At 45.7% G+C, this 20,568-nt stretch carries 15 protein-coding genes; 11 read left to right on the forward strand and 4 right to left on the reverse strand.

Annotation, left to right across the window (positions count from 1 at the left end):
* Window positions 1–44 precede the first annotated feature (44 nt).
* Together QGP82_RS09815 and QGP82_RS09820 are read right to left on the reverse strand one after the other, a co-directional pair.
* Window positions 45–4,391: an amino acid adenylation domain-containing protein gene (locus tag QGP82_RS09815; RefSeq protein WP_499058714.1), complete on the reverse strand. Its 4,347-nt coding sequence runs from the start codon at window positions 4,389–4,391 to the stop codon at window positions 45–47.
* Between the two features lie 1,141 nt (window positions 4,392–5,532).
* On the reverse strand, window positions 5,533–6,018 hold the full coding sequence (locus QGP82_RS09820) for a GNAT family N-acetyltransferase (protein WP_163664974.1): 486 nt from the start codon (window positions 6,016–6,018) through the stop codon (window positions 5,533–5,535).
* 1,032 nt (window positions 6,019–7,050) lie between these two features.
* Between QGP82_RS09820 and QGP82_RS09825 the strand changes: the two genes are divergently transcribed.
* The gene (locus QGP82_RS09825; protein ID WP_499058716.1) at window positions 7,051–10,749 is read left to right on the forward strand and encodes an NACHT domain-containing protein; all 3,699 of its coding nucleotides are present in this window, start codon (window positions 7,051–7,053) and stop codon (window positions 10,747–10,749) included.
* A 139-nt stretch (window positions 10,750–10,888) separates the two neighbouring features.
* Here QGP82_RS09825 and QGP82_RS09830 read toward each other — a convergent pair whose 3' ends face one another.
* The gene (locus tag QGP82_RS09830) at window positions 10,889–11,323 is read right to left on the reverse strand and encodes an ExbD/TolR family protein (RefSeq protein WP_163664978.1); all 435 of its coding nucleotides are present in this window, start codon (window positions 11,321–11,323) and stop codon (window positions 10,889–10,891) included.
* On the reverse strand, window positions 11,310–11,960 hold the full coding sequence (locus QGP82_RS09835) for a MotA/TolQ/ExbB proton channel family protein (protein WP_163664980.1): 651 nt from the start codon (window positions 11,958–11,960) through the stop codon (window positions 11,310–11,312). The genes QGP82_RS09830 and QGP82_RS09835 overlap by 14 nt, the downstream gene beginning before the upstream one ends.
* A 445-nt stretch (window positions 11,961–12,405) precedes the next feature.
* On the opposite strand from QGP82_RS09835, the gene QGP82_RS09840 reads away from it, so the two are divergent.
* The 10 genes from QGP82_RS09840 to QGP82_RS09885 all read left to right on the forward strand — a co-directional run bounded on the left by QGP82_RS09840 (window position 12,406) and on the right by QGP82_RS09885 (window position 20,120).
* Window positions 12,406–13,827, forward strand: coding sequence for an energy transducer TonB (locus tag QGP82_RS09840; protein ID WP_499058719.1), 1,422 nt, complete (start codon window positions 12,406–12,408; stop codon window positions 13,825–13,827).
* A 5-nt stretch (window positions 13,828–13,832) separates the two neighbouring features.
* Entirely contained in the window at window positions 13,833–14,858 is a 1,026-nt protein-coding gene (locus QGP82_RS09845; protein ID WP_499058721.1) for a FecCD family ABC transporter permease, read from the forward strand.
* A gap of 4 nt (window positions 14,859–14,862) precedes the next feature.
* Window positions 14,863–15,924: a FecCD family ABC transporter permease gene (locus tag QGP82_RS09850; protein ID WP_499058723.1), complete on the forward strand. Its 1,062-nt coding sequence runs from the start codon at window positions 14,863–14,865 to the stop codon at window positions 15,922–15,924.
* The gene (locus QGP82_RS09855; protein ID WP_163664987.1) at window positions 15,921–16,727 is read left to right on the forward strand and encodes an ABC transporter ATP-binding protein; all 807 of its coding nucleotides are present in this window, start codon (window positions 15,921–15,923) and stop codon (window positions 16,725–16,727) included. Before QGP82_RS09850 ends, QGP82_RS09855 begins: the two co-directional genes overlap by 4 nt.
* 254 nt (window positions 16,728–16,981) lie before the next feature.
* The gene (locus tag QGP82_RS09860; RefSeq protein WP_499058725.1) at window positions 16,982–17,377 is read left to right on the forward strand and encodes a bleomycin resistance family protein; all 396 of its coding nucleotides are present in this window, start codon (window positions 16,982–16,984) and stop codon (window positions 17,375–17,377) included.
* 42 nt (window positions 17,378–17,419) lie between these two features.
* Complete coding sequence (locus QGP82_RS09865; RefSeq protein ID WP_499058727.1) at window positions 17,420–17,743, forward strand: hypothetical protein; 324 nt, start codon at window positions 17,420–17,422, stop codon at window positions 17,741–17,743.
* Window positions 17,744–17,927: 184 nt separating this feature from the next.
* Window positions 17,928–19,097: a virulence factor gene (locus QGP82_RS09870; RefSeq protein WP_163698883.1), complete on the forward strand. Its 1,170-nt coding sequence runs from the start codon at window positions 17,928–17,930 to the stop codon at window positions 19,095–19,097.
* On the forward strand, window positions 19,094–19,426 hold the full coding sequence (locus tag QGP82_RS09875) for a DUF4291 family protein (RefSeq protein ID WP_499058730.1): 333 nt from the start codon (window positions 19,094–19,096) through the stop codon (window positions 19,424–19,426). The genes QGP82_RS09870 and QGP82_RS09875 overlap by 4 nt, the downstream gene beginning before the upstream one ends.
* Window positions 19,427–19,542: 116 nt before the next feature.
* The gene (locus QGP82_RS09880; RefSeq protein ID WP_163698888.1) at window positions 19,543–19,803 is read left to right on the forward strand and encodes an AbrB/MazE/SpoVT family DNA-binding domain-containing protein; all 261 of its coding nucleotides are present in this window, start codon (window positions 19,543–19,545) and stop codon (window positions 19,801–19,803) included.
* A complete protein-coding gene (locus QGP82_RS09885; RefSeq protein ID WP_499058732.1) occupies window positions 19,791–20,120 on the forward strand; it encodes a type II toxin-antitoxin system PemK/MazF family toxin in 330 nt (109 codons plus the stop codon). Before QGP82_RS09880 ends, QGP82_RS09885 begins: the two co-directional genes overlap by 13 nt.
* Window positions 20,121–20,568: the final 448 nt, after the last annotated feature.

Consider the following 20,568-nt stretch of genomic DNA (forward strand, 5'->3'; position numbering starts at 1 on the left):
CAAATTTACTAATGAATAGTCGTGTTTAGTTTGAGCAGAAAACATTAACTAATGTTTTCTAAATATTTCATTAACATCTGCTTATCAACTGCTGGACAAGCAATTTGGGTTTGATTTAGCCCCTGTAGGGTATTTCGACAATCAAACATTTGGGTGCCTGCTAACCAGATTTCTAGGCGAGTAAGAGAATGTCCTTGTACCACCTCCATTAAGACTTTAGCTAGGGGGCTAAGGGCATTATGCACATTAATTACTTCACGTTGCCACTGTTCATAGGGGGATGTTCTAACAGAATAGCCCAATTGGTTCAGCCCATAGACCAGCTGGCCTAATGGATAGGGGTTGGGGTTCACTAAGTGGAAAGCTTGGGTGAAAGAGTCCGGTTGCAGGGATAGATGAGCGATTGCTTTACTCACATAATCAACCGGTGTCATATCAATCATCCAATCTAAATCCGGTGCACTTTCAAGCTGAAGAAGACTACTCAAAAAGCGACACATTAAATCTGTTGGATTACATATTCCTGTTTGGGTGTGCCCAGTTACCATGCCTGGGCGATAGATACAAGCCGGAACCCCCGATGCTATGGCATGCGTAACGAGTTGCTCTGCCACCCATTTACTTTGAGCATAGCCTCCCGAAATACCAGAACCTTGGGCAATATTATCATTCTCATAAATAATCGATGGTCCTGTTGTTACCAAAGACTCAAAGACATCTAAAGTCGAGATATAGTGCACTGGTTTGAGCTTAGTATGAGTAGCGAGGTTCAAGACAGATTGGGTCCCAAGTATATTGGTTGCCCTTAATGCTCGATAAGGATAAAACAAGTTAACATTGGCAGCGCTATGGTAGATAACATCTATAGTCTCAGCCAAATAGTTAACGTCTTCAAGGTCTAAGCCCAATCCAGGACGGGCCATATTACCAATCAGAGGTTTGATTCTGTTATAGGGAATATCGAAGCCTGGTAAATTTTGTTGCAACGCCTGATGTAACCTTTTTTGACCTTCTTCACGTGTTTGTGCGCGCACCAAACAGTAAACAGTTGCATCTGTCTGTTTTAGTAGCTCATACAATAACGACGTACCAATAAATCCTGTCGCACCTGTGAGTAAAATCGACTGGGGATTGATCCAATTTGATTCAGGTTTTGACCAAGGACCTCCTGAAGAATATAAGTTGACCTCAAACAATGCTTCAGCCTCCAGCTGAGCTAGGGGCATGAACTCAGTAACGGTAGAAGATTTTTGTGTGTGGCCCAGCTGTTTGCATAGATCTGAGATAGTGGGTCGTTGGAAGAAATCGGCAAAGGAAAGCGTTAGTTTAAAGGAGCGTTCAACTTGTGCCATCAGCTGCATCAACCGTAACGAGTCACCCCCCAGTTCAAAGAAACTATCATTAATGCCAATGGGGGATACATTTAGAATGCTTGACCAAATCTCTGCTAGCTTTTCTTCTTGAATGGTTTGAGGGGCAACAAAAGACACCGATAGTTCTGGCCGAGAAGAATCAGGCAATGGTAATGATTTTCGATCAATTTTGCCGTTCGCATTGAGAGGAAATGTCTCTAATATCACAAACGCGGAAGGTACCATATAGTTGGGTAATATTTGTGCAGCATAGGAGCGTAGCTGACTCGAAAGGATTTGAGTTATCTTGGCTTGCAACGGATTATTAGCATAGACGTTCCAAGGCTGGGGCAGTGGTTGCGGACCCATTGCTGGCAAAGGCTCAATGCTACCTAATTTATAGTCAGCCATATTCGCCTGGGGTTTAAAGAGGGCGTTAAAAGAACCACTATTTTCTGCACTGGGCCAGCTAATGGTAACGTCATAGGATAGCTCAGCGGCAATTTGTCTAAGCTCTTCAGGATCTACGCCATCAATATCTTTGGTTTGTGTCAGATAGCCTTTTAGGTCTGCAACGTTGCCAGAGAGCTGACATTGTTTAAGGACATCCACCGCTTTGATGGATTCTGAAACCCTGGCATTAGGAATATCTCGGAAACCTATGGCTTTCATGGTATAGCTTTTTAAGCGTTGTCGGAGTTTTGCAAGATCAAGGTATTGAGATGTCCAGTCTGACCAACTGGTTTCAACCATTAATTGGGGTGTTGCACCGACGTGTAAGACAACGTCATACCGAAATTGGCTAAGTTCGTTATGAAACTGGCTTTGTTTCAGTAAAACTTGAACCTGGCTAATTTGAGGCAGATAATCTTGCAGGGTTAAGAAAAAGGACGGATCGATGGTGAGTTCTTCTTCCTGACGTAGTCTTTTTTGAATACGTTGCCAGAGATCTGTTACAGGCAGATCATCAGGGGCTTTAAATAATTCTATAGACGTGGCGAATGCCTCTTGTAGGAGGTAGTTTCTAACATCGCCAATGAATAAAGAGCCACCCGGTTTAATGAAACGTACAGCCTGTTCTAGAACGTGGACTAAATAATCAATACTGGGAAAGTATTGTAAAACAGAGTTGAGAATCACTGTGTCATAGGAAGCCGGTTCTATACTGCTAAAGTCATCTGCAGCACAAAGTTTAAGATCAACGCGTGATGCTAGATCTTGTCTGCCTGTCAATTGTTTTTTGATATGTGCCAGCGAAACATCTGAAATATCTGTGCCAACGTAGCCCTTGCAATGGGGTGCCACTTGAAATAGCAAGAGTCCTGTACCACATCCAAGTTCTAACACATGGTCAGGCTTAAGGTTTAGAATTCGTTCAACGGTTGTATCAACCCATTCTTGCATTTCAATATCAGGCAGTAGTGCACCTGTGTAACTGCTAATCCAACCGCTGATATTGAATGTTTCATCCCATTCTGTGTTGACAGCATTTAAGTGGTCATCGTTATGGATAACTTGCCACTGTTTGATTTGTTCTTGCTCAAGTTGGGTGCAAATTGACTCGTCAGCGCTGACGCTATCGTCAATCAACTGGCCCACCGTTGAAGACGGTACATGATTGACCACATAGGCAACTAGCCGCTTACTGCCGGAATTATCTTCTTGAGCGACAACAACAGCTTCTTGCACAGCAGGGTGCTGCTCTAGGATAGATTCAATCTCTTGTAACTCGACCCGAAAACCTCGAATTTTAATCTGATGATCGACACGCCCCAAAAATTCTAACTGTCCGTCTTTACAATAACGAGCTAAGTCACCTGTTTTATAAAGTCGAATCGTTTGATTATTTTCGTCTAACGTTGTCACTAAAAACTTATCCGCTGTCAAATCAGGGCGATTTAAATAACCTGATGCTAGACCTCGTCCACCGATATATAACTCCCCCGAACTCTCTGCATGAACAGGTCTCATCTGCTCATCGAGAATATACGCCTGGACATGGCTTAATGGCCTGCCAATGGGAGCAATACCATCATTTACATCCTTATCTGTATAGGGCCCAGCTAAATGGCAATACGTTGCAACCACTGTCGTTTCTGTTGGACCATAGGTATTCACTAGCTGAACCTGAGGGCTCACATACTGTTTCCAGATATTGACCCATTGGGGCAGCACTCGCTCTCCTCCAATAATGGTGAGTCTAATAGTTGGCGATAGGTGTAGAGTATCTAATGAGGCACACAGCTGATGCCAAAAAGCAGTTGGCAAATCTAACACAGTTATCTGCAATCTCTCGCAGGCTTGCAGAAAATCCGGAATGGATTTCAGCATATCTTTGGTGCGAAGGACTAATGTTGCCCCTTGGGTCAGGGTCAGGAAAATTTCCTCGATAGCCGCATCAAAACTAATCGATGCAAATTGCAATACGCGATCGTCAGCGACAATTCCATAGGCTTGATTGGCCGCAGAGACAAAATTTGCTAAGGCAACGTGCTCAACTAGAACCCCCTTGGGTTGCCCGGTGGAACCAGATGTGTAGATGACATAGGCTAATGAGCCTGCTGTCAAAGATGGGAGGTTATAAACAGGATATTGGGCAATAATAGGCCAATCTGCATCTAAACAAATAGTGTTTGCACCATTAACTGGAAGTGCTGAGACTAAAGATTTTTGCGTCAGTAAACATGAAACTTGAGAGTCTTTCAATATCCAATTAAGACGCTCTTCGGGATAGGTAGGATCTAAGGGAACGTAGGCCCCACCTGCTTTTAGAATAGCGAAGACCCCTATGACCATCTCAAAAGAGCGATCAATGCATAGCCCCACCAATACACCAGGTCTGACACCTTGTGTACGCAAGTAATGAGCAAGTTGGTTAGCACGGGAGTTTAAGGCTTGATAACTCAAATGCTGACCCATAAATTCAATTGCCGTCGCGGTAGGTCTGATATTGACCTGGGTTTCAAATAACCGAACAACAAATTTTAGGCTCTCAACAGAACCCTCCAATGAGCGATTCCTAAGATCTACAAAAACCATTTACTTGATTCCCCCAAACACTGACAACAGGCCTGACAACTTTGGTTCCTAAATCGACTCTAGGGCTGCTGTATCACTAGACACCCACGTTGGTCTAGATAGTGACACTAAAAACCAAGCCCTTATCTAACAGGGACTGTGAAAGGTATGATATAGGACTATTATTGACCACCACCAGGCCGATACCGGTGATCAATGGCCTTGCCTATCCCGACAACAAAGTCATTGCCGAAACGCCCAAAATCCCTAAAGACCTTGGGGAAGTATAATTCTAAAGAGTGAACATTTTATCGAGCAAACAGAACAGTGAATCCCTCTAAATGGATAGGCTTCATACTTCCCATGACTCTCAAAAAAGACTTTTTGACATCCATAGACTTGGCAATTAGTGAACGTATTATCTCAAATCAAACGTTGACATGCGCTAATTTTCAATACAGTAATATTCTGCATTGATGGGTCGACTGGATTAAAATCGCCAATCATCAATCATCTGAGACAAAGGACAATTCAGTCGAAAAACCAAAACGGGGCTTCTCTCTCCGATCTTGTTTTACGCCTTATCCTACCTTGATAAAAACCGTATTCCACGCTTTGTGTAGTATCAAAGAATACAATAGCTCCATTGCCACAAATTTATATCCAATTAAAATATTAAAGAAACCTTAAGTCCCAAGGGCTGTGCCATAGGTCCTTAGGTGTGAATACTGAGATTTCCCCCTACAAATTAACCTGTCGTACTCTACAGCTTTTTCACGATATGTACTCCAGAACATCGGAGTATGGTCATGAGAACAAAGAAAAACCTTTTTCTTTGTTCTCATTCCGTATTTCCTCTGTTTACATTACAGCTTCTCTTTTGCTAAAGACAATGCTCATAGCGCCAAAAGGCTTTCTGAACCATTTATTGGTGCTATATTGGGCGAGTGAGAGGAAAATATTTTTTGATTTTTAGGTTTTTGTACTGAATAAAATGCACTTAACGCTAATTTTATACTAATAGGCTTATGTATCCCCACGTTAATGTCGTATAATCTGGCAGGGTATCTGTTAAACAATTTTTTCTGTTCTGTTTTTAGAAAACATACGTCAAGAGGATCGTGTTATCTTTTGAGCAAGATAGATTGTTAATGCCATTACATTAACGGTGATCAATTTTAAGTTCTAGTAGGAATAACTCAACCAGATAACGTTCGAACTCTACACCCTGCCGAGAAACCACTTCAGTGTCATACAGTTGAAAACCAAATTTCTTAAATAGCCCTAAGCTAAACTCACTGGCTTCCGCGTAAAGTCTTGGCATGCGATGTTCATGGGCATAGTTCAGTACAGTTTTCATTAATTTAGAACCAATACCCTGATGAAGACTGTCGTATCGAACATAGGCTGATGCCACATGACCATTGTCTCCAATGCCTGAAAATCCTAGGATACCTGTTTTATCAATCGCAACAAACGTGGTAACTTCTAGAATAAATTGACGAAAATGTTCAACATCTAAAGGGGAAGATGCCCACACTTCCGTTTGAGCCTTTGTGTAGTATTTGGGGGCATGTACTAACACTGTCTGTCGAAACAGAGCTGACAGCTCCAATAGATCTGTTTCATTAGCAAGGCGAATATTCATTACTGATTGCACCTAATTGTTGTCATAAGCTTAATCAGCTTCTGAAGCTATCTTAAACTTCTTCTGACAGAGCGTTAACCTTAGCATTAGATATATGGGTATAGTATTTGCGATTCACAGTGAATATTCCGTACGCGTGCTTTATCTATCTAGATAGCTCTCTATTGAAGTGGAGTATGGATATAACAATTTTTAAGTTATTTTGGGCGTTGCCGCTCCTCAGTATTGTTTCATCTGCCATGTCTAGATTGTTTGAAGGCACTTACGCTTAAATAAGCATTCCATTACCCCATCCACTCATCCACCCCTCTACAGCCCCACCCTGGGCCTTTATTTTTGTACAGTCCCCTAATCCCATGATTACTCAGGGATAAGTTGAAGCTCAGAGGGTTATTGGCACTTTAAAGATCTTTGCGTATCTAGCTTGATGGGGAACAGAGCAGAGTCATTGGGCGTGAACATGGGTTTAAAAAGCACCATGGGTTTCTCAGCCAAGCAAGGTTGATGTACAGAAGACTGTACCCATGATGGGTACCGATCGCCAAGGGGTCCTGAAGCTTCAGAAAGCAAAACTGTAAACACCTTTAGCCATAAACTAATCCCTATATAAAGGGTAATAGAATCAAAGTACAAAGTTTTCTCAACTGTATAAATTAGGCATTGGGTTCAAAAATCCAGTGCCTTACTGATCGTCTGGATTCTGAACACCTAGCTAGTTGGAATTTCTTAACATGAATAGATACGCTAAAATGACTAGATCACGTTCAGAGTGGATCAAGGTAGACTCACAGCATAGTCCCATGTAAAAATCATCACAATGAGTTCTTAAAAAGGAATGATCGTCCTATCATGTCTGAAGAGGCCCAATCGTTATCTAGCCTAATTATTGACGCATTGGGAACCAGGAGAGGATTTTTCTTCGGCCTGCTCAAAAAGCGTCCTAATCCACAGACGAGGCAAGCTATTTTGACTGCCTCTCAGGCATATGTGCACAGATTTAGACAACGTCATGGCAAGCTTAAGGTTCTGGGCATGAGCAAGCCCGTAAGCCTCGACTCGGTTTACGTTCCTGTACGTTTTTTGGAAGAAAGCGAAATTAATAAATCTATGTCAATTGATGACATGGAAAAGGCTTGTCGAGATCGCAACGAGCGCAAGCTACGTTCCAGTTCAAAACGGCAGAAAACAGCCATACATGTTGCCAACGAGCTTCAGTATTTATCAGTGATTGGTGCACCCGGTGTTGGTAAAACGACGCTGCTTCGGAAAATTGGTTTAGAAGCCCTCAAACATGCGAATGAAACTGAGTTTCATCATGCCTGTATACCCCTTTGGATTGATTTAAAAAAATTTACTGAGGGAGCGGTCGGGTTTCAAGCCTATATTGCCAATGAATTAGAATCATTTGACTTTCCAAGCAGCTTAGAAATTACTGAAAATGCCTTAAAGAAAGGACGTTTTTTAATCTTATTTGATGGTCTAGATGAAGTCTCATCAAAGCGTCGTTATAAAGTCCTTGATAAAATTGAGGCCTTTGTAGAACGCTATAAGAAAAATCGCTACGTTATTTCTTGTCGAGCAGCTGCTTATCGTAGTCCGTCGCCAAGTTTTCGAGAGATAACCTTGGCGGGTAATGGTCAAGATCAGATTAAAAATTTTATTTTTAACTGGTTCACTGTCGATCGGGAAGATGGTTCTGAAGCAGCGGAGAAGTGTTGGAAGTCCATTCGGAAATCAGATAATGTTGCGGTTAGAGAGCTTGCCCGTACGCCGCTGCTGCTGACATTTTTATGTCTGGTTTATAGCCGTTCTTTAACATTTTCGGGTAACAGAAGCATCCTTTACCATGAGGGCCTGCGCATTCTGTTAGAGAAATGGTTTGATGAAAAGCGGGTCTCCAACGAAGTCATTTATGAAGGTCTGCATGTAGAGCTTGAGGAGAAACTGTTGGCAGAAATTGCCTACAAGGCTTTTAGAGATGACAAAATTCTATTCACTAAAGTCAATCTAGTCGAGCATATTCGGGAATTTTTGCTCAGAGAATTGAATGCGCCCAGTAACCTGAGTGGAGAGAATATATTAGATGCGATCGCAATTCAGCAAGGCATCCTGGTCGAGCAGTCTGAGGGCATTTATTCATTTTCACACCTTACCTTTCAAGAATTTTTAGTTGCCAAGTACATCCACGAAAACTACAGCAACCAAGCTCTTTCAGAGATGGTACGGCTATACGCAAATGATAAGCGGTGGGAAGAAGTTTTTCTACTGATTGCTGGTCTCAAGTACGACGAAAGTAACGTTATTAACCTGCTGCTCTACCTCAACCAGGTAGCCCAAGGTTATATCAACACAGAACAGCTTAGCTCGCTATGGATGTGGGCTGCCCAAGTAACAGCGGATGAACCTACACCTGAGAAGCTGATCGAAAAACGTGCTAATGCCCTCTACCGAGCATTCCATTACAGTCGAATTTTAGCCCAAAGTTCCAAACTCAAAGGAGAGTTGGAAATCGTCCAAGCATTACTACAACCCTTTATCTATAATCTGAGAGCATCAAGTGATTTAACCCTGACAACCCATCTCATCAATGCATTCCAGAGTGTTGTTTTACAGGTTAAAAAAACAGGAAAACTCAGCGAAACAACAGCAAGAAAACGCGCTCAAAGCGAACTTAAAAAAGCTGTTCAGTTAGCGAGACCCTTAGCTAACACAATCCGCAAGCGAGCCAGTGTTCGCAGCATGCGCTACCTGAAGAACCATGGGCAGCGTTCTTCCCTCGATGAAGATTTAAAGAACAACGAAATTTTCTCAGGTTCTGACTTTTTATCACTGTTCGAACAGCTCAACCGATTGAGTCTCAATATACCAGGCACCCAGTTTCCAAGCCATATTCATAAAAAGTTTCTAGATGAGCTTAAGCAAGTATGTCTAGGCATTTTAAAGATCGATGAAGCCTGGTTGATGCTGACTCGCCAGGAAGCCAAGGCCTGTCAAGATTGCTTATACGTAACACTGTTGATGTTGAAGTGCAGACAGGAAGCAAAACGTATATCGCCCGAGCTGTGGGAATCTGTTCAGGAACAAATTCTCTCCCTCACCACAGGGGGGTATCGAACAGCCATGTTGACAGCTCAAAGCTTTTTAGACCAGGTGGGCGCAATATCAAAACAGGAAAATGATGAGAATCTCTTAGTCACCAAGATTTCAGACGAGTTTGGCTTAAACCCACCATTTTTTGTGGCCGCAGTAGCAGAATATCTGACGGAAGATATCCTCAACAAATTATGCCATAAATCTGATGAGATCAAAGCCCATAACGCAGATTTAACTGGGATCATCCTGTATGAGGCGCTACCTGAGAACGCACCGAGAAAGCTAATTGCCGATTTGAGAGCCCATCAAAACTTTAAGGTGATTCCCATTGCTTTGGCGGAAGTCGAACATGTTTTAACTGATGTCGATAGCTGCAAAGAAGTACTGATAAACTATGCTCGTCAATATACTGATACGGTTGACTTCTTCAGGGGCAAAAAGCCGATTCATGACAAACTACTGTTTTTTGGGCACGCTGAACTCCTGGAAGAACTAGCGACCGATTTAAAGGACAATCAAAACATCGGTTTATTTGGCCTGCGTAAGTCAGGAAAGTCATCTGTCCTCCATCAGCTATCTCTGATGTGCCAGGATCACGCTGTTATTTATATAGACTTGCAGAAGTACACCGACATTGGTTATGGCGTTGAGTTACTAGATGATATTTTGCAAACCCTCTATGCTTTAGTAAAAAATAGAAATCCATTGCTAGAGCAGCCCCCTCTTTTCTCAGAAAGTGGTCAACCCATCAAAGACGTATCGCGTGACTTTTACCAGCACTTCAAGAAATTATCCAAGGATCTTGAAGGCGTTGGCTATGAGCTACCTATCCTTTGCTGCCTGGACAATTTAGATAAGATTTTCCCACGTTCCAATGAAAAATTTGAGGAGAAGGCAGAAGAGTTTAATTTTGTATTCAGCGCATTACAAGGTTTGAGCCAGAAAGAACAACTGGTATCTTTAGTTGTCACTGCTGTAAGACCGCAGTGTAATCGGATTAAGCAGTGGAACTTTTCTGACACCGCCGAGAATCCACTGCATCGGTTTTTTAAAGAGACGTTTCTAAAGCCATTTTCGATCCATGAGACCCTGGCTTTAGTTAATGGTCTTGGCGGCCTTATGCAGTGGGAGTTTGACTATCAAACGACCCAGGCTATTCACCGTCTGAGTGGTGGCCATCCCTTTTTGATTAGAAAGGTCGCTGGATTCTTAGTTCGAAAGGCCACCACTCAGACTGAGGCAGGTTCGACAGGGTATATAACGTTTGACTTTGCTCAACAACATCTGAGAAAAGTCTTTCGCGATCAGTCGTTGAAAGCCTATGTAGAACATGGCATTATTGGTGAGCTTAGGGCGTATAAGTCAAAACCTAAGGTGCATCATGTGTTGAATGCTCTGAGTATCATGACAACGGCATCTAATAGTACGGATGGTTGGCTGCGGGCAAGGACACTGTTAGGATTTCTATCTAAGAAATTAAATCTTTCAGAGATCCAATGTTTGGATGCGGTGCATGTCCTACAAAATTTTGGCATTGTGGAGCAGACGGAACATCCAGACGGATATGATTGTTATCGGATTCAGCTATTGTTATTACATCAGTGGTTCCAGATGCTAAGGAAATCTAAAAGTGCTTAATTAAAGACGACCTCTGACGACAGTCTTTCTACATAAGAGAACAAGATCTCGATGGCAGCAATTTGGCCACTACTGCATCCACCCATTTACCCATCGACGCATCCACATTGGATAGTGGGCAAACTTACGCCACAAAGTACTAGCGATTTTCAACTGCATTAGGAGAAGCCGGCTTAGGTAAAGTAGCAATACCTAAACTGGCTCCTTCTATGGTTCTTAATTCATCCATGACTGTAATCACCTTGCCATGATAAGTCTGTTCATCTGCTTTGATAGTAATCAACACCGCTTGTTCAGGTTCAAGCTGAACCTGAATTCGCTCACGCAGAGTCTCTTCTGTAACAGATGCATCATCAAGAAAAAGGCTACCATCTGGCTGAATTGTGACCGTGAAGTCAGCCGGATCCTGTGGCTCAGACGTATCGGTTGTAGGTAAATTGACGGGTAGTCCTTCTGTGCGAGTTAGAAAAAGCGTCGAAACGATGAAAAATGCAAGAATTGCAAAAATCACATCGATCATCGGCAGGATATTAATCTCAAACTCATCTTCTTGCTCGTTGTCAAGGATGTGCATATTCTTGGCTTCCTAACTTGTTGGTGTAGTGATTTTCGTACAGTAATTCAAGCTGACCACCATGTTCTTGCAAAAGCGAAATCTGTCGTTTGTAAAGACCACGAAATAAATTAGCGAACAGTAATGTGAAGATGGCAACGACCATTCCCGTTGCTGTTGATACCAATGCTTCGCTAATGCCACTAGTGACCGCATTCGCATTGGTCCCAATACCACCAATTTCAATCGCGCCAAACGAATTAATGAGGCCTAAAATAGTTCCTAGAAGACCTAACAGTGGTGAGACTGTGATAATTGTCTGAAAAACAGTATTAAATCGCTTCAGAATGGGTAATTCTGCTTGGGTAGCACTTTCCAGTGCCAAACGAAACTGGCTAGGAGAAGGCTTTTCAAGCTCTAGCGCTTCAAGAAAAATACGAGAGATGGGCAGGTGAATATTTTGTCGCAAGAGTGTAAACACATCCATGGGCGTGCGACGGTAGGTTGCCAAAACTTGTTTTACGACTTTTCGTTGGCTGCGATTAATACGTATCCAAAAAACTAAACGCTCAACGGAAAGTGCGATCGCGATTAACGAGAACAACGCAAGTGGCCACATCACAATTCCACCTGCTTGAAAAATCTCAGTCAAAGACATAACAAAACCCAATCACGCCTAAATCTCAAAAATCATCGTTGCTGCCGTCCACAGAAAGCTACCATGACACAAACTGGTAGGGCGTATCAACTGTTGATGACATTAGATGTCATATAGCAGTTCATTCTAATATACATAGATGAAATCTAAACGTACCAAGGACATTTCCCTGACAAGACCGAATAGATTTGATTGTAAGGCTTGGAACCGTTAAGACTTAGATAGAAATTAGATGGAGTCAATCGTAATTAAACTGACTGACTTATTTTCCTTTTTTTATCAATAGAGCTAAAATCAAACAGTCCACACCGAGTCTTAATTGACAAAGGTTATCAATAGCTTTTGTATGGCGCTTTCTCAATCTTGTATAGAGCAACATAATCGGGAAGAAGCTATTGCGCGCAGATGGGTTTGCTGGGGGTTAGTGTGTGCTGCTGGAAGTCATATGGCACTGGTCCCTTTGTTAGCTCTTAGGCCAAGTTTTCTCCAGCAGAGTGAACCGGAGCGCATTGAGCTGATAGTCACAGCTCCACTTGAACCTGAAACTGAGATAGAGCCAGAGCCAGAAGAACCGCTTCCGGAACCAGAGCCACCCAAACCTCTACCTCAGAACGTCCAGCAGCCAACAGAGCGTGAAGTTGCCACAGAACCTGAGGCTGAGGCAGAACCTGAAGTTACCGAAGAGCCGGAGCCGGAGGCCGAGGTGGCAGAAGAGCCCGATAGCGCTCCTGCCGAAAACGAGCCTGCCGAAGGTCCAAGCGTTCAGCAACCCATACTCGAAGGCAATGGGCCGACTAGGGTGGACGGAACTTCTGGGCCCAGCATTGCCGTGCCTACTCTTGCCACCGGGGGAACAGGTTCAGAGGGCACAGGAACAGGTTCAGAGGGCACAGGAACAGGTTCAGAGGGCACAGGAACAGGTTCTGAAACAACAACAGCAGCACGACGGGGGCCTGCTGCGCGCCCCTCGGGGCGAGGGAGTACTCAATTTGGCTGTCGCAATTGTATCCGACCCGACTATCCTGACGAAGCCTTAGACGATGCAGTCGAAGGACAACCAGCAATCGAATTTGAGGTGGATGAGGACGGCAACGTTATTAATGCCCGTGTTACTCAATCTAGCGGTAGTGCAGCTTTAGATCGAGCAGCCTTGGAAGCCGTCAGAGAATCAACATTTACCTCAGGTGGTCAAGGGCGTGCTCGTACAATTGAGGTGGACTTTTCCATTGAAGGTTCTGAACGTAATCGTGCTGCGCGGAGACGAGGTGAACGACAGACAGTGGAGGAATCTGCTCCTGTAGCTGACCCTTCACCTGTAACATCTCAGCCAGAAACGCCTGTTCCTGAAGCAGAAAATCCATCAAATGCAACGCCGCCATTAAATGCCAGCGATGAAACTGATAACAATAGTCAGCCAGCTGGTCCGGCACCAGTTTCTAATGAAACAGATGAAACAGATGAAGATGAATCGTCTTCAGAGCAGGAGACAGATGCGGCATTAGAGTCTCCCGATACGTCTGCCCCTGCTAGCAATGCTAGCCCAGAAACAGCTGAACCAGTTGTTCCTGTAACACCACAGCCATCGACAACACCATCAACGCCAGCACCCAGCAATCCCCAACCGACTACGCCAGCATCTTCGGTGCCCGAAACAAGCACCCCAACGTCTCCCGCCCCACGGCCGAGTGCTCAACCGGCGGCCCCACAGCCAAGTCCACAACCGGCGGCACAGCCGAGTGCTCAACCGGCGGCCCCACAACCGAGTCCACAACCAGCACTACAGCCGAGTCCACAACCGGCGGCACAGCCCAGGCCACAACCGGCGGCAGATCCACCGCCTACTAGTGCACCAGTACCGGAAAGCTAGTACACATGGAGAGAGTTAAAAATCAATTGTTCATTCCCTCACGAACAACCCTACTCACAGCGGGATATGTTATTGGAATTTCGCTGTTGTTGACATGCTTGATTGCCAGTATCGCTTTAGGCGTTGCTGACATTGCACCCATGGATGTTTATCAGGCATTAGTCTCTCCCAATGGTTCTACAGAACACTTAATTATTCGTACCGTACGATTACCCCGCTCCATAACGGCCTTGTTGGTTGGGGCCGCTGTAGCAGTATCTGGAGCCATCATGCAGGGACTGACGCGGAATCCCTTGGCTGATCCTGGTATTTTAGGGATCAACTCTGGTGCGGCTTTAGCCGTGGTTGTTTCAGTCTTTTGGTTTAACTCCACATCGCTGAGTGTCTATGCTGGGTTTGCATTAGTTGGGGCAGCTATTGCAGCCGTTACGGTTTATGGTTTGGGGTCCCTAGGGCGAGGGGGACTGAATCCTCTTAATCTAACGATTGCTGGAGCTGCCCTGACGGCTTTGGTCTCATCGTTAACGACGGGGATTTTGATCCTTAGCCAGCGGACCTTAGAAGAGATTCGCTTTTGGTTAGCTGGGTCTGTGGCTGGGCGAGATATGGAACTCGTGCTCCAGGTGATGCCTTTCTTGCTGTTAGGGCTGGTTTTAGGTTTAGCCATGGGCAAACAGTTGACCACCTTAAGTCTGGGGGATGCTGTTGCTAAAGGGTTAGGTCAAAAGACTATCTGGGTCAAGGTGTTTGCCGCCATTAGTGTTGTTTTATTAGCCGGAGGTTCGGTCGCGATCGCAGGCCCCATTGGTTTTCTAGGCCTGATTGTTCCTCACATTGTTCGATTCTGGACAGGGGCCGACTACCGTTGGATTCTTCCTTATTCAGCTCTATGTGGGGCAATTTTGTTGCTGTTGGCTGACATTGGTGCTCGACTCATTATTCAACCCCAAGAACTACCGGTGGGCATTGTTATGCCGCTACTAGGAGCACCGTTCTTCATTTATCTCACGCGTTCTCGGGTGAGGCGATAGCATTATGCAAAAAACAAGGCAGTCCCAAGACCATCTACAGTGGCTAATACTACGCACAGGGTTTGTGTCTGCACGCCTGGATCGGCGAGTTCCCAAAGTTTTGTTGGGTCTGATGTTAGTGACTCTGTTGGCCATGGTATGGAGCGTTGGTCAAGGCGAATATCCAGTGCCCCCGCTAGATGTGATCCGCACGGTGCTGGGATTACCAACGGATAACCCAGACTACGGATTTATTGTCAATACACTGCGTTTGCCAAGAACCTTGGTGGCCTGGGGCGTGGGTATGGCCTTAGGTATGGCAGGTACCCTGACCCAGGGGATTACCCGGAACCCCCTGGCCGCCCCTGGTATTATCGGTGTGAATGCCGGAGCCACTCTGGCTGCGGTCAGTCTGATTGTTGTTTTCCCTTGGGTGCCGATAGCCGTACTCCCCCTGGCCGCTTTTATGGGAGCCCTCACAGTTGCTGTCTTAATATACCTGCTGGCCTGGAATGGAGGGGCTTCTCCAGTCAGGCTAATTTTAGTGGGTGTGGGCTTTAGCTTAGTGGCGGGTGCCTTAACGAATCTCATGGTTACCTTTGGTAATATTTACGATGTTAGTCAGGCGCTGGTGTGGTTAGCAGGCAGTGTGTATGGTCGCAGCTGGGCCCAGGTGTTTGCCTTTACGCCCTGGCTAATTGTTTTTGGCTTGTTGTCACTGGTGCTGAGCCGAGAGCTGAATGCTCTACAAATGGGAGATGATGTAGCCCGTGGTCTGGGCAGCCGGTTGGAATGGCAGCGTGGCTGGTTGTTACTGAGTTCGGTAGCCTTGGCTGGGGCGGCGGTGGCCACGGCAGGGAGTATTGGTTTTATTGGTTTGATGGCTCCCCACATTGCGCGTCAGCTGGTGGGGCCTTCCCATGAGGGGCTGTTGCCAACGGCAGCTCTGACCGGGGGAATGGTGGTGGTGGTGGCTGACCTGATGGGTCGGCTGTTATTTGCTCCCATTGAATTACCCTGTGGCATCATCACCGCTGTGATTGGTGCGCCTTATTTTCTGTATTTATTGATTCGCGATCGCAAATGACAGATCCCGCTCTCACCACCCGTAAACTGACCCTGGCCTATGATGGCAACCCCATTATTGAGGGGCTGGATCTGGCCATTCCCTCAAGCAAAATTACGGTTCTCGTGGGACCCAATGGCTGTGGCAAATCCACGTTACTTAAAGGGTTGGGGCGACTGCTCAAACCACAGCAGGGGATTGTCTATCTAGATAGCACTTCCATTTTCAAACTGCCTACTAAAGATGTAGCAAAACAGTTAGGACTATTGCCCCAGGGGCCTACTGCGCCGGAAGGATTGACGGTGCGAGAGCTTGTAGCCCAGGGGCGCTACCCCTACCAGAGCTGGCTACAGCAGTGGAGCCAAGACGATGAAAAAGAAGTCGAAGCCGCCTTGGCAATGACAGAACTCCAAGAATTTGCAGAAAGACCCGTGGACAGTCTTTCTGGAGGACAGCGCCAGCGTGCCTGGATTGCCATGACCTTAGCGCAAAACACCCAGATTTTACTGTTGGATGAACCCACCACCTTTCTCGACTTAGCCCATCAGATTGAGGTGTTGGATTTGCTCTATGACCTCAACCAGCGAGAGGGGCGCACCATTGTTATGGTGTTGCATGAACTCAATCAGGCCTGTCGCTATGGCGATCACATCATCGCCATCAAAGCTGGCCAGGTATGTGCCCAAGGAAAGCCTCACCAGGTGATGACCGAAACATTGGTGAGAGATGTGTTTGGTCTCGATTGTCAAATTGTCAGCGATCCGGTAGCGGGCACACCTCTGTGTATTCCCATTGGACGTAAGGTCTCGGTCTCACAATACTAATGTTGCTCTGTTACTCAGGGATTGCCCTATGGGCTCGTCATGCCTGCAAACCATTAAGGTAATCGGCTTGCTAATCCCATATAAGTTATGTAAAGCAGGCTGCCACAGTACAAATTTACTATACTACGATCTAGATGTTCGGTTTTTAATGAGCCACTGGGTGTTGAATCATGGGCTGGGCTAACTATCGTTCTTTGTCATGTCGATTAGTGCCGATCGCTTAGCACCAACTTAAAATCACAGAAACTGAGGATATGAAAGCTAAAGTAATCACCCCGATTCTGAATGTTTCGAGTCTACAGGAAAGTTTGGAATGGTTCGAGAAATTAGGTTGGCAGAAGCTCTGGGATTGGGGCGATCCCCCTGGATATGGAGCCGTGGGTTCTGGAGACTGTGAGATTTTTCTATGTCAGGATGGTCAGGGTGGCCGTGGTAAGGGCAACAACTCAAGTACATTCGGCCCTGGTGGTGATGAAACCCAAGACAAGGGGGCCTGGATGTCCATTTGGGTGGAGAATGTGGATCAGGTTTATGCCCTTGCTCTTGAGAACGGGATTGAGGTTGTTTTTCCTCCCGAAGATATGCCTTGGAAAGCCAGGGAATGTCACCTAAGACATCCCGATGGTCATGTGTTTCGGGTCAGTCAGTAGCTCAGTGCGTCGTAGCTAGGATTAAGGGAACGAGGTTTCAGCATGAAGCGTAAAAAATCAGATGACTATTACGTAGAGCTACCGGAGGGTATCTCTACGGATGAAATGCATGGGGTTTTAGAAAAAGCGGCAGAGACTGTGGGCATGTACATCTCCCATGTGGGCGGTTACTCACGTAAGAAATATCCCAATTCTGTACACTGGCATTTTAAGCGCGATCGCAAAGAACCCGGTCTTCTAGATGCCACATTCTGGGATGTTAAAAACTTGTTTTGGTTGATGATCCGACACCGCGAACCCCAGTGGGTCCATGAGATAGTGCCAACATTCTTAACAGCTATAAAAAAAGAGATTCAAGCGTTATAAATAGAGCCATCTGGAAACACCATTACCCCATCACTTATCCACCCATCTACAGCCCCACCCTGGGTCTTTATTCTTGTGCAGTCCCCTTAGCCATGCACTATCTCGCTGATGATCTAGGCCAGCAACCCCATGGTCTCCATCGATATATTTAATATGGTTAACTGAGCCCAGTACCATTAAGACCATGCAACTGCTCTCCATCGAAACCACCCCCAGCCCCAACTGCATCAAGCTCAACCTGGATGGGACCATTAGCCCCAAAGCCCTAACCCTAGACAAGGGCAGCACCGTACCCGATACCCCTGCAGTCATTCAACAACTGCTCACCATTGAGGGAGTGAAGTCTGTCTTTGCAGTCCAGGACTTTATCACCCTTACCCGCCAGGGCAGCTCAGACTGGCAATCCATTTTGGCAAAAGCAGCTAAGGCGATTGGTATAGCCGACAATGCGGATGCGAAGCTCCTGACCCAGGTGGCTGAACCGGCACAGCCAGTTAACAATCAGGCCACCAGCTCAAATTTAGGCATGCTCGAAGTGGCAGTCCAGATGTTTCGCGGCATTCCGATACAGGTCAAGGCCACCGCAACAGATGGACAACAGGCCCGAGTTGCATTACCCGACCGCTTTAGTCAGTCACTCCAAAGGGCCATCAGTGAAACGGGCGCTGACTATGTAATGGAACGACGCTGGGACCCCTATCAGGCCCCAGCCGGTGAGCCTGAGCAAGTGGCTCAGCTGGTGGCCGATGAAATCGATAGTTTGTTTGACCCTGAAGAACTGGCCCGGATTGAAGCCGCCGCCGTTAGCGCCATAGCTCAGTCCCCTGACCACGCGGCTCAGCAACAGATGCTTGTGGCTGAGTTGAACGATCCTGACTGGAAAAAGCGGTTAAAGGCACTACAGCAGCTTGATGTGACCACCGATAACTTTGCCGCCGTAGTAGCAGTACTCGATGATGAGAAAAGCGCTATTCGCCGTTGGGCAGCGGCCCTTTTGGGGGCCAGTACTCTAGAGATTGCGGTTGCCCCCCTGTGCCGTGTGGTGCGGCAGGATCCGTCAGCTATGGTCCGTCGAATCGCCGGGGATGCCCTGAGTGATATTGGCGATGCCAGTGCCCTGGCGACGATGGCTGAGGTGCTGACCGATGAGTCTAAATTAGTCCGTTGGCGGGCGGCTCGATTTATGACCGAGCTGGGCGATCAAACGGTGATTGAGCCCCTGCGCCAGGCCGTGGGTCAAGAATCTGAATTTGATGTGCGGGTGGAGATGGCAACAGCCCTGGAACGCATTGAGGACGGTGGCGATACCCAACTGCCCATGTGGATGCGGCTGACCCAGGGAATGGAGGCATGATTAAGGTCGATGCTCGTAATGAATATCGAGAATTATGTCGCAGGATAGAAAATGAAGATGTTGAATCTTTTATTTGTGAAATTGCTCTAAGTCTTGAATCCATTAGTAGGAAAGATCGTCCAATTCAACTGGGCTTACGCGGTGATGTGATTGCAAAATACGCTCGCGAATGGATACCTGATATTCAAGATATTTCTGGCTTTGTTGCCGAACAACGTTCACATGCGAAGTCCCGCGATTACGATCGGCTGTTCACGCCCACTGAGTTTGCTTACCCTGTAACGAATGGAGACGTTGCGGGGAAACTCGGTTTGTCAACTCTGGCGTAAACAAACGCCACATAAATACGCCCTGAGGCAGACGAGGTCAATTTCGCACTGCTTGACAGTCCCTTGACCTGTGATTACGATGTAATTACATGTTCGTGTTCGCAAGTATCTAAACTATGGGCACAGTTATCAGAACTCGGATCGTCAAAATTGGTAACTCTCAAGGCGTTCGCATTCCTAAGCTTCTCTTAGAGCAAAGCGGTATTCATGAAGACGTTGAGATTGAAGTACAGGGTGATTGTCTGACTATTCGCACAGCACACTGTTGGCGTGCCGGATGGGATGAGGCTTTTGCAGCAATGGCTAAGAATCAAGATGATGCACTTCTAGATGATGTCAGCACTACTGATTGGGATCAATCTGAATGGGAATGGTAGTCAAACGTTTCGATGTTTTTCTGGTCAACCTAGACCCCACTGTTGGTAGTGAAATTCAGAAAACGCGACCCTGTGTTGTTATCTCACCGGATGAGATGAACCGCTATATCGCTACGGTTATCATTGCGCCAATGACTACAAAAGGTAAGCAATATCCCACTCGTCTTGTCTGTCAATTTCAGGGCAAAAATGGGCAAATTGTTTTGGATCAAATCCGTACAGTAGATAAAAATCGATTGGTCAAAAAGCTTGGCCGAATCAGTCAAGATGAGCAAAAAATGCTTCTTGATATCTTGGCTGAAATGTTTGCTGAATAGGTTGCCTAACAAGGGCTTGCAACGGAACGGAGAATAAATTTAGATTATGATGCAAAATAATCATATCCTCATCTGCTGAAGCCCAAGCCGTTATGTTGCAAACCTGATGGCGCACCATCGATGATCTACAACCTCTACAAACTCGTCGTCGGGAACGAATACTTTATGATGACGGTTAATGGAATTTAGCCAAAAGTTCGTAATATGAATGATCAGTTTGTGAACTGATATTAAGTCAAAGGGTCTTGACAATTAATCTCCTAAGTACCCCCCAGGGTACCTGCTAGATAACCAACTAAGCAGTACGCTGCTTTAAACTCAATTACAAGGTGCTATCTATAAACTGTTGTGTCCACGTCATATTCGATATTGGAAATTTTGTAAGCCCCCAGATACTTTCAAAGTCTTAAACAACTAACTATACAGAGTGAAGAGCGATAGAATTTAG

It is taken from the genome of Leptothoe sp. LEGE 181152 (genome assembly GCF_032906605.1).
Taxonomy (GTDB): Bacteria; Cyanobacteriota; Cyanobacteriia; order Phormidesmidales; family Phormidesmidaceae; genus Leptothoe; species Leptothoe turfae.

What these genes read in the sequence shown, in the direction of transcription:
- QGP82_RS09885 (WP_499058732.1), top strand. Translation starts at nt 19,791, where the DNA reads ATGGGAATGGTAGTCAAACGTTTCGATGTTTTTCTGGTCAACCTAGAC.
- QGP82_RS09850 (WP_499058723.1), top strand. Translation starts at nt 14,863, where the DNA reads ATGCAAAAAACAAGGCAGTCCCAAGACCATCTACAGTGGCTAATACTA.
- QGP82_RS09880 (WP_163698888.1), top strand. Translation starts at nt 19,543, where the DNA reads ATGGGCACAGTTATCAGAACTCGGATCGTCAAAATTGGTAACTCTCAA.
- QGP82_RS09835 (WP_163664980.1), bottom strand. Translation starts at nt 11,960, where the DNA reads ATGTCTTTGACTGAGATTTTTCAAGCAGGTGGAATTGTGATGTGGCCA.
- QGP82_RS09815 (WP_499058714.1), bottom strand. Translation starts at nt 4,391, where the DNA reads ATGGTTTTTGTAGATCTTAGGAATCGCTCATTGGAGGGTTCTGTTGAG.
- QGP82_RS09845 (WP_499058721.1), top strand. Translation starts at nt 13,833, where the DNA reads ATGGAGAGAGTTAAAAATCAATTGTTCATTCCCTCACGAACAACCCTA.
- QGP82_RS09840 (WP_499058719.1), top strand. Translation starts at nt 12,406, where the DNA reads ATGGCACTGGTCCCTTTGTTAGCTCTTAGGCCAAGTTTTCTCCAGCAG.
- QGP82_RS09875 (WP_499058730.1), top strand. Translation starts at nt 19,094, where the DNA reads ATGATTAAGGTCGATGCTCGTAATGAATATCGAGAATTATGTCGCAGG.
- QGP82_RS09870 (WP_163698883.1), top strand. Translation starts at nt 17,928, where the DNA reads ATGCAACTGCTCTCCATCGAAACCACCCCCAGCCCCAACTGCATCAAG.
- QGP82_RS09825 (WP_499058716.1), top strand. Translation starts at nt 7,051, where the DNA reads ATGAGCAAGCCCGTAAGCCTCGACTCGGTTTACGTTCCTGTACGTTTT.
- QGP82_RS09865 (WP_499058727.1), top strand. Translation starts at nt 17,420, where the DNA reads ATGAAGCGTAAAAAATCAGATGACTATTACGTAGAGCTACCGGAGGGT.
- QGP82_RS09820 (WP_163664974.1), bottom strand. Translation starts at nt 6,018, where the DNA reads ATGAATATTCGCCTTGCTAATGAAACAGATCTATTGGAGCTGTCAGCT.
- QGP82_RS09830 (WP_163664978.1), bottom strand. Translation starts at nt 11,323, where the DNA reads ATGCACATCCTTGACAACGAGCAAGAAGATGAGTTTGAGATTAATATC.
- QGP82_RS09855 (WP_163664987.1), top strand. Translation starts at nt 15,921, where the DNA reads ATGACAGATCCCGCTCTCACCACCCGTAAACTGACCCTGGCCTATGAT.
- QGP82_RS09860 (WP_499058725.1), top strand. Translation starts at nt 16,982, where the DNA reads ATGAAAGCTAAAGTAATCACCCCGATTCTGAATGTTTCGAGTCTACAG.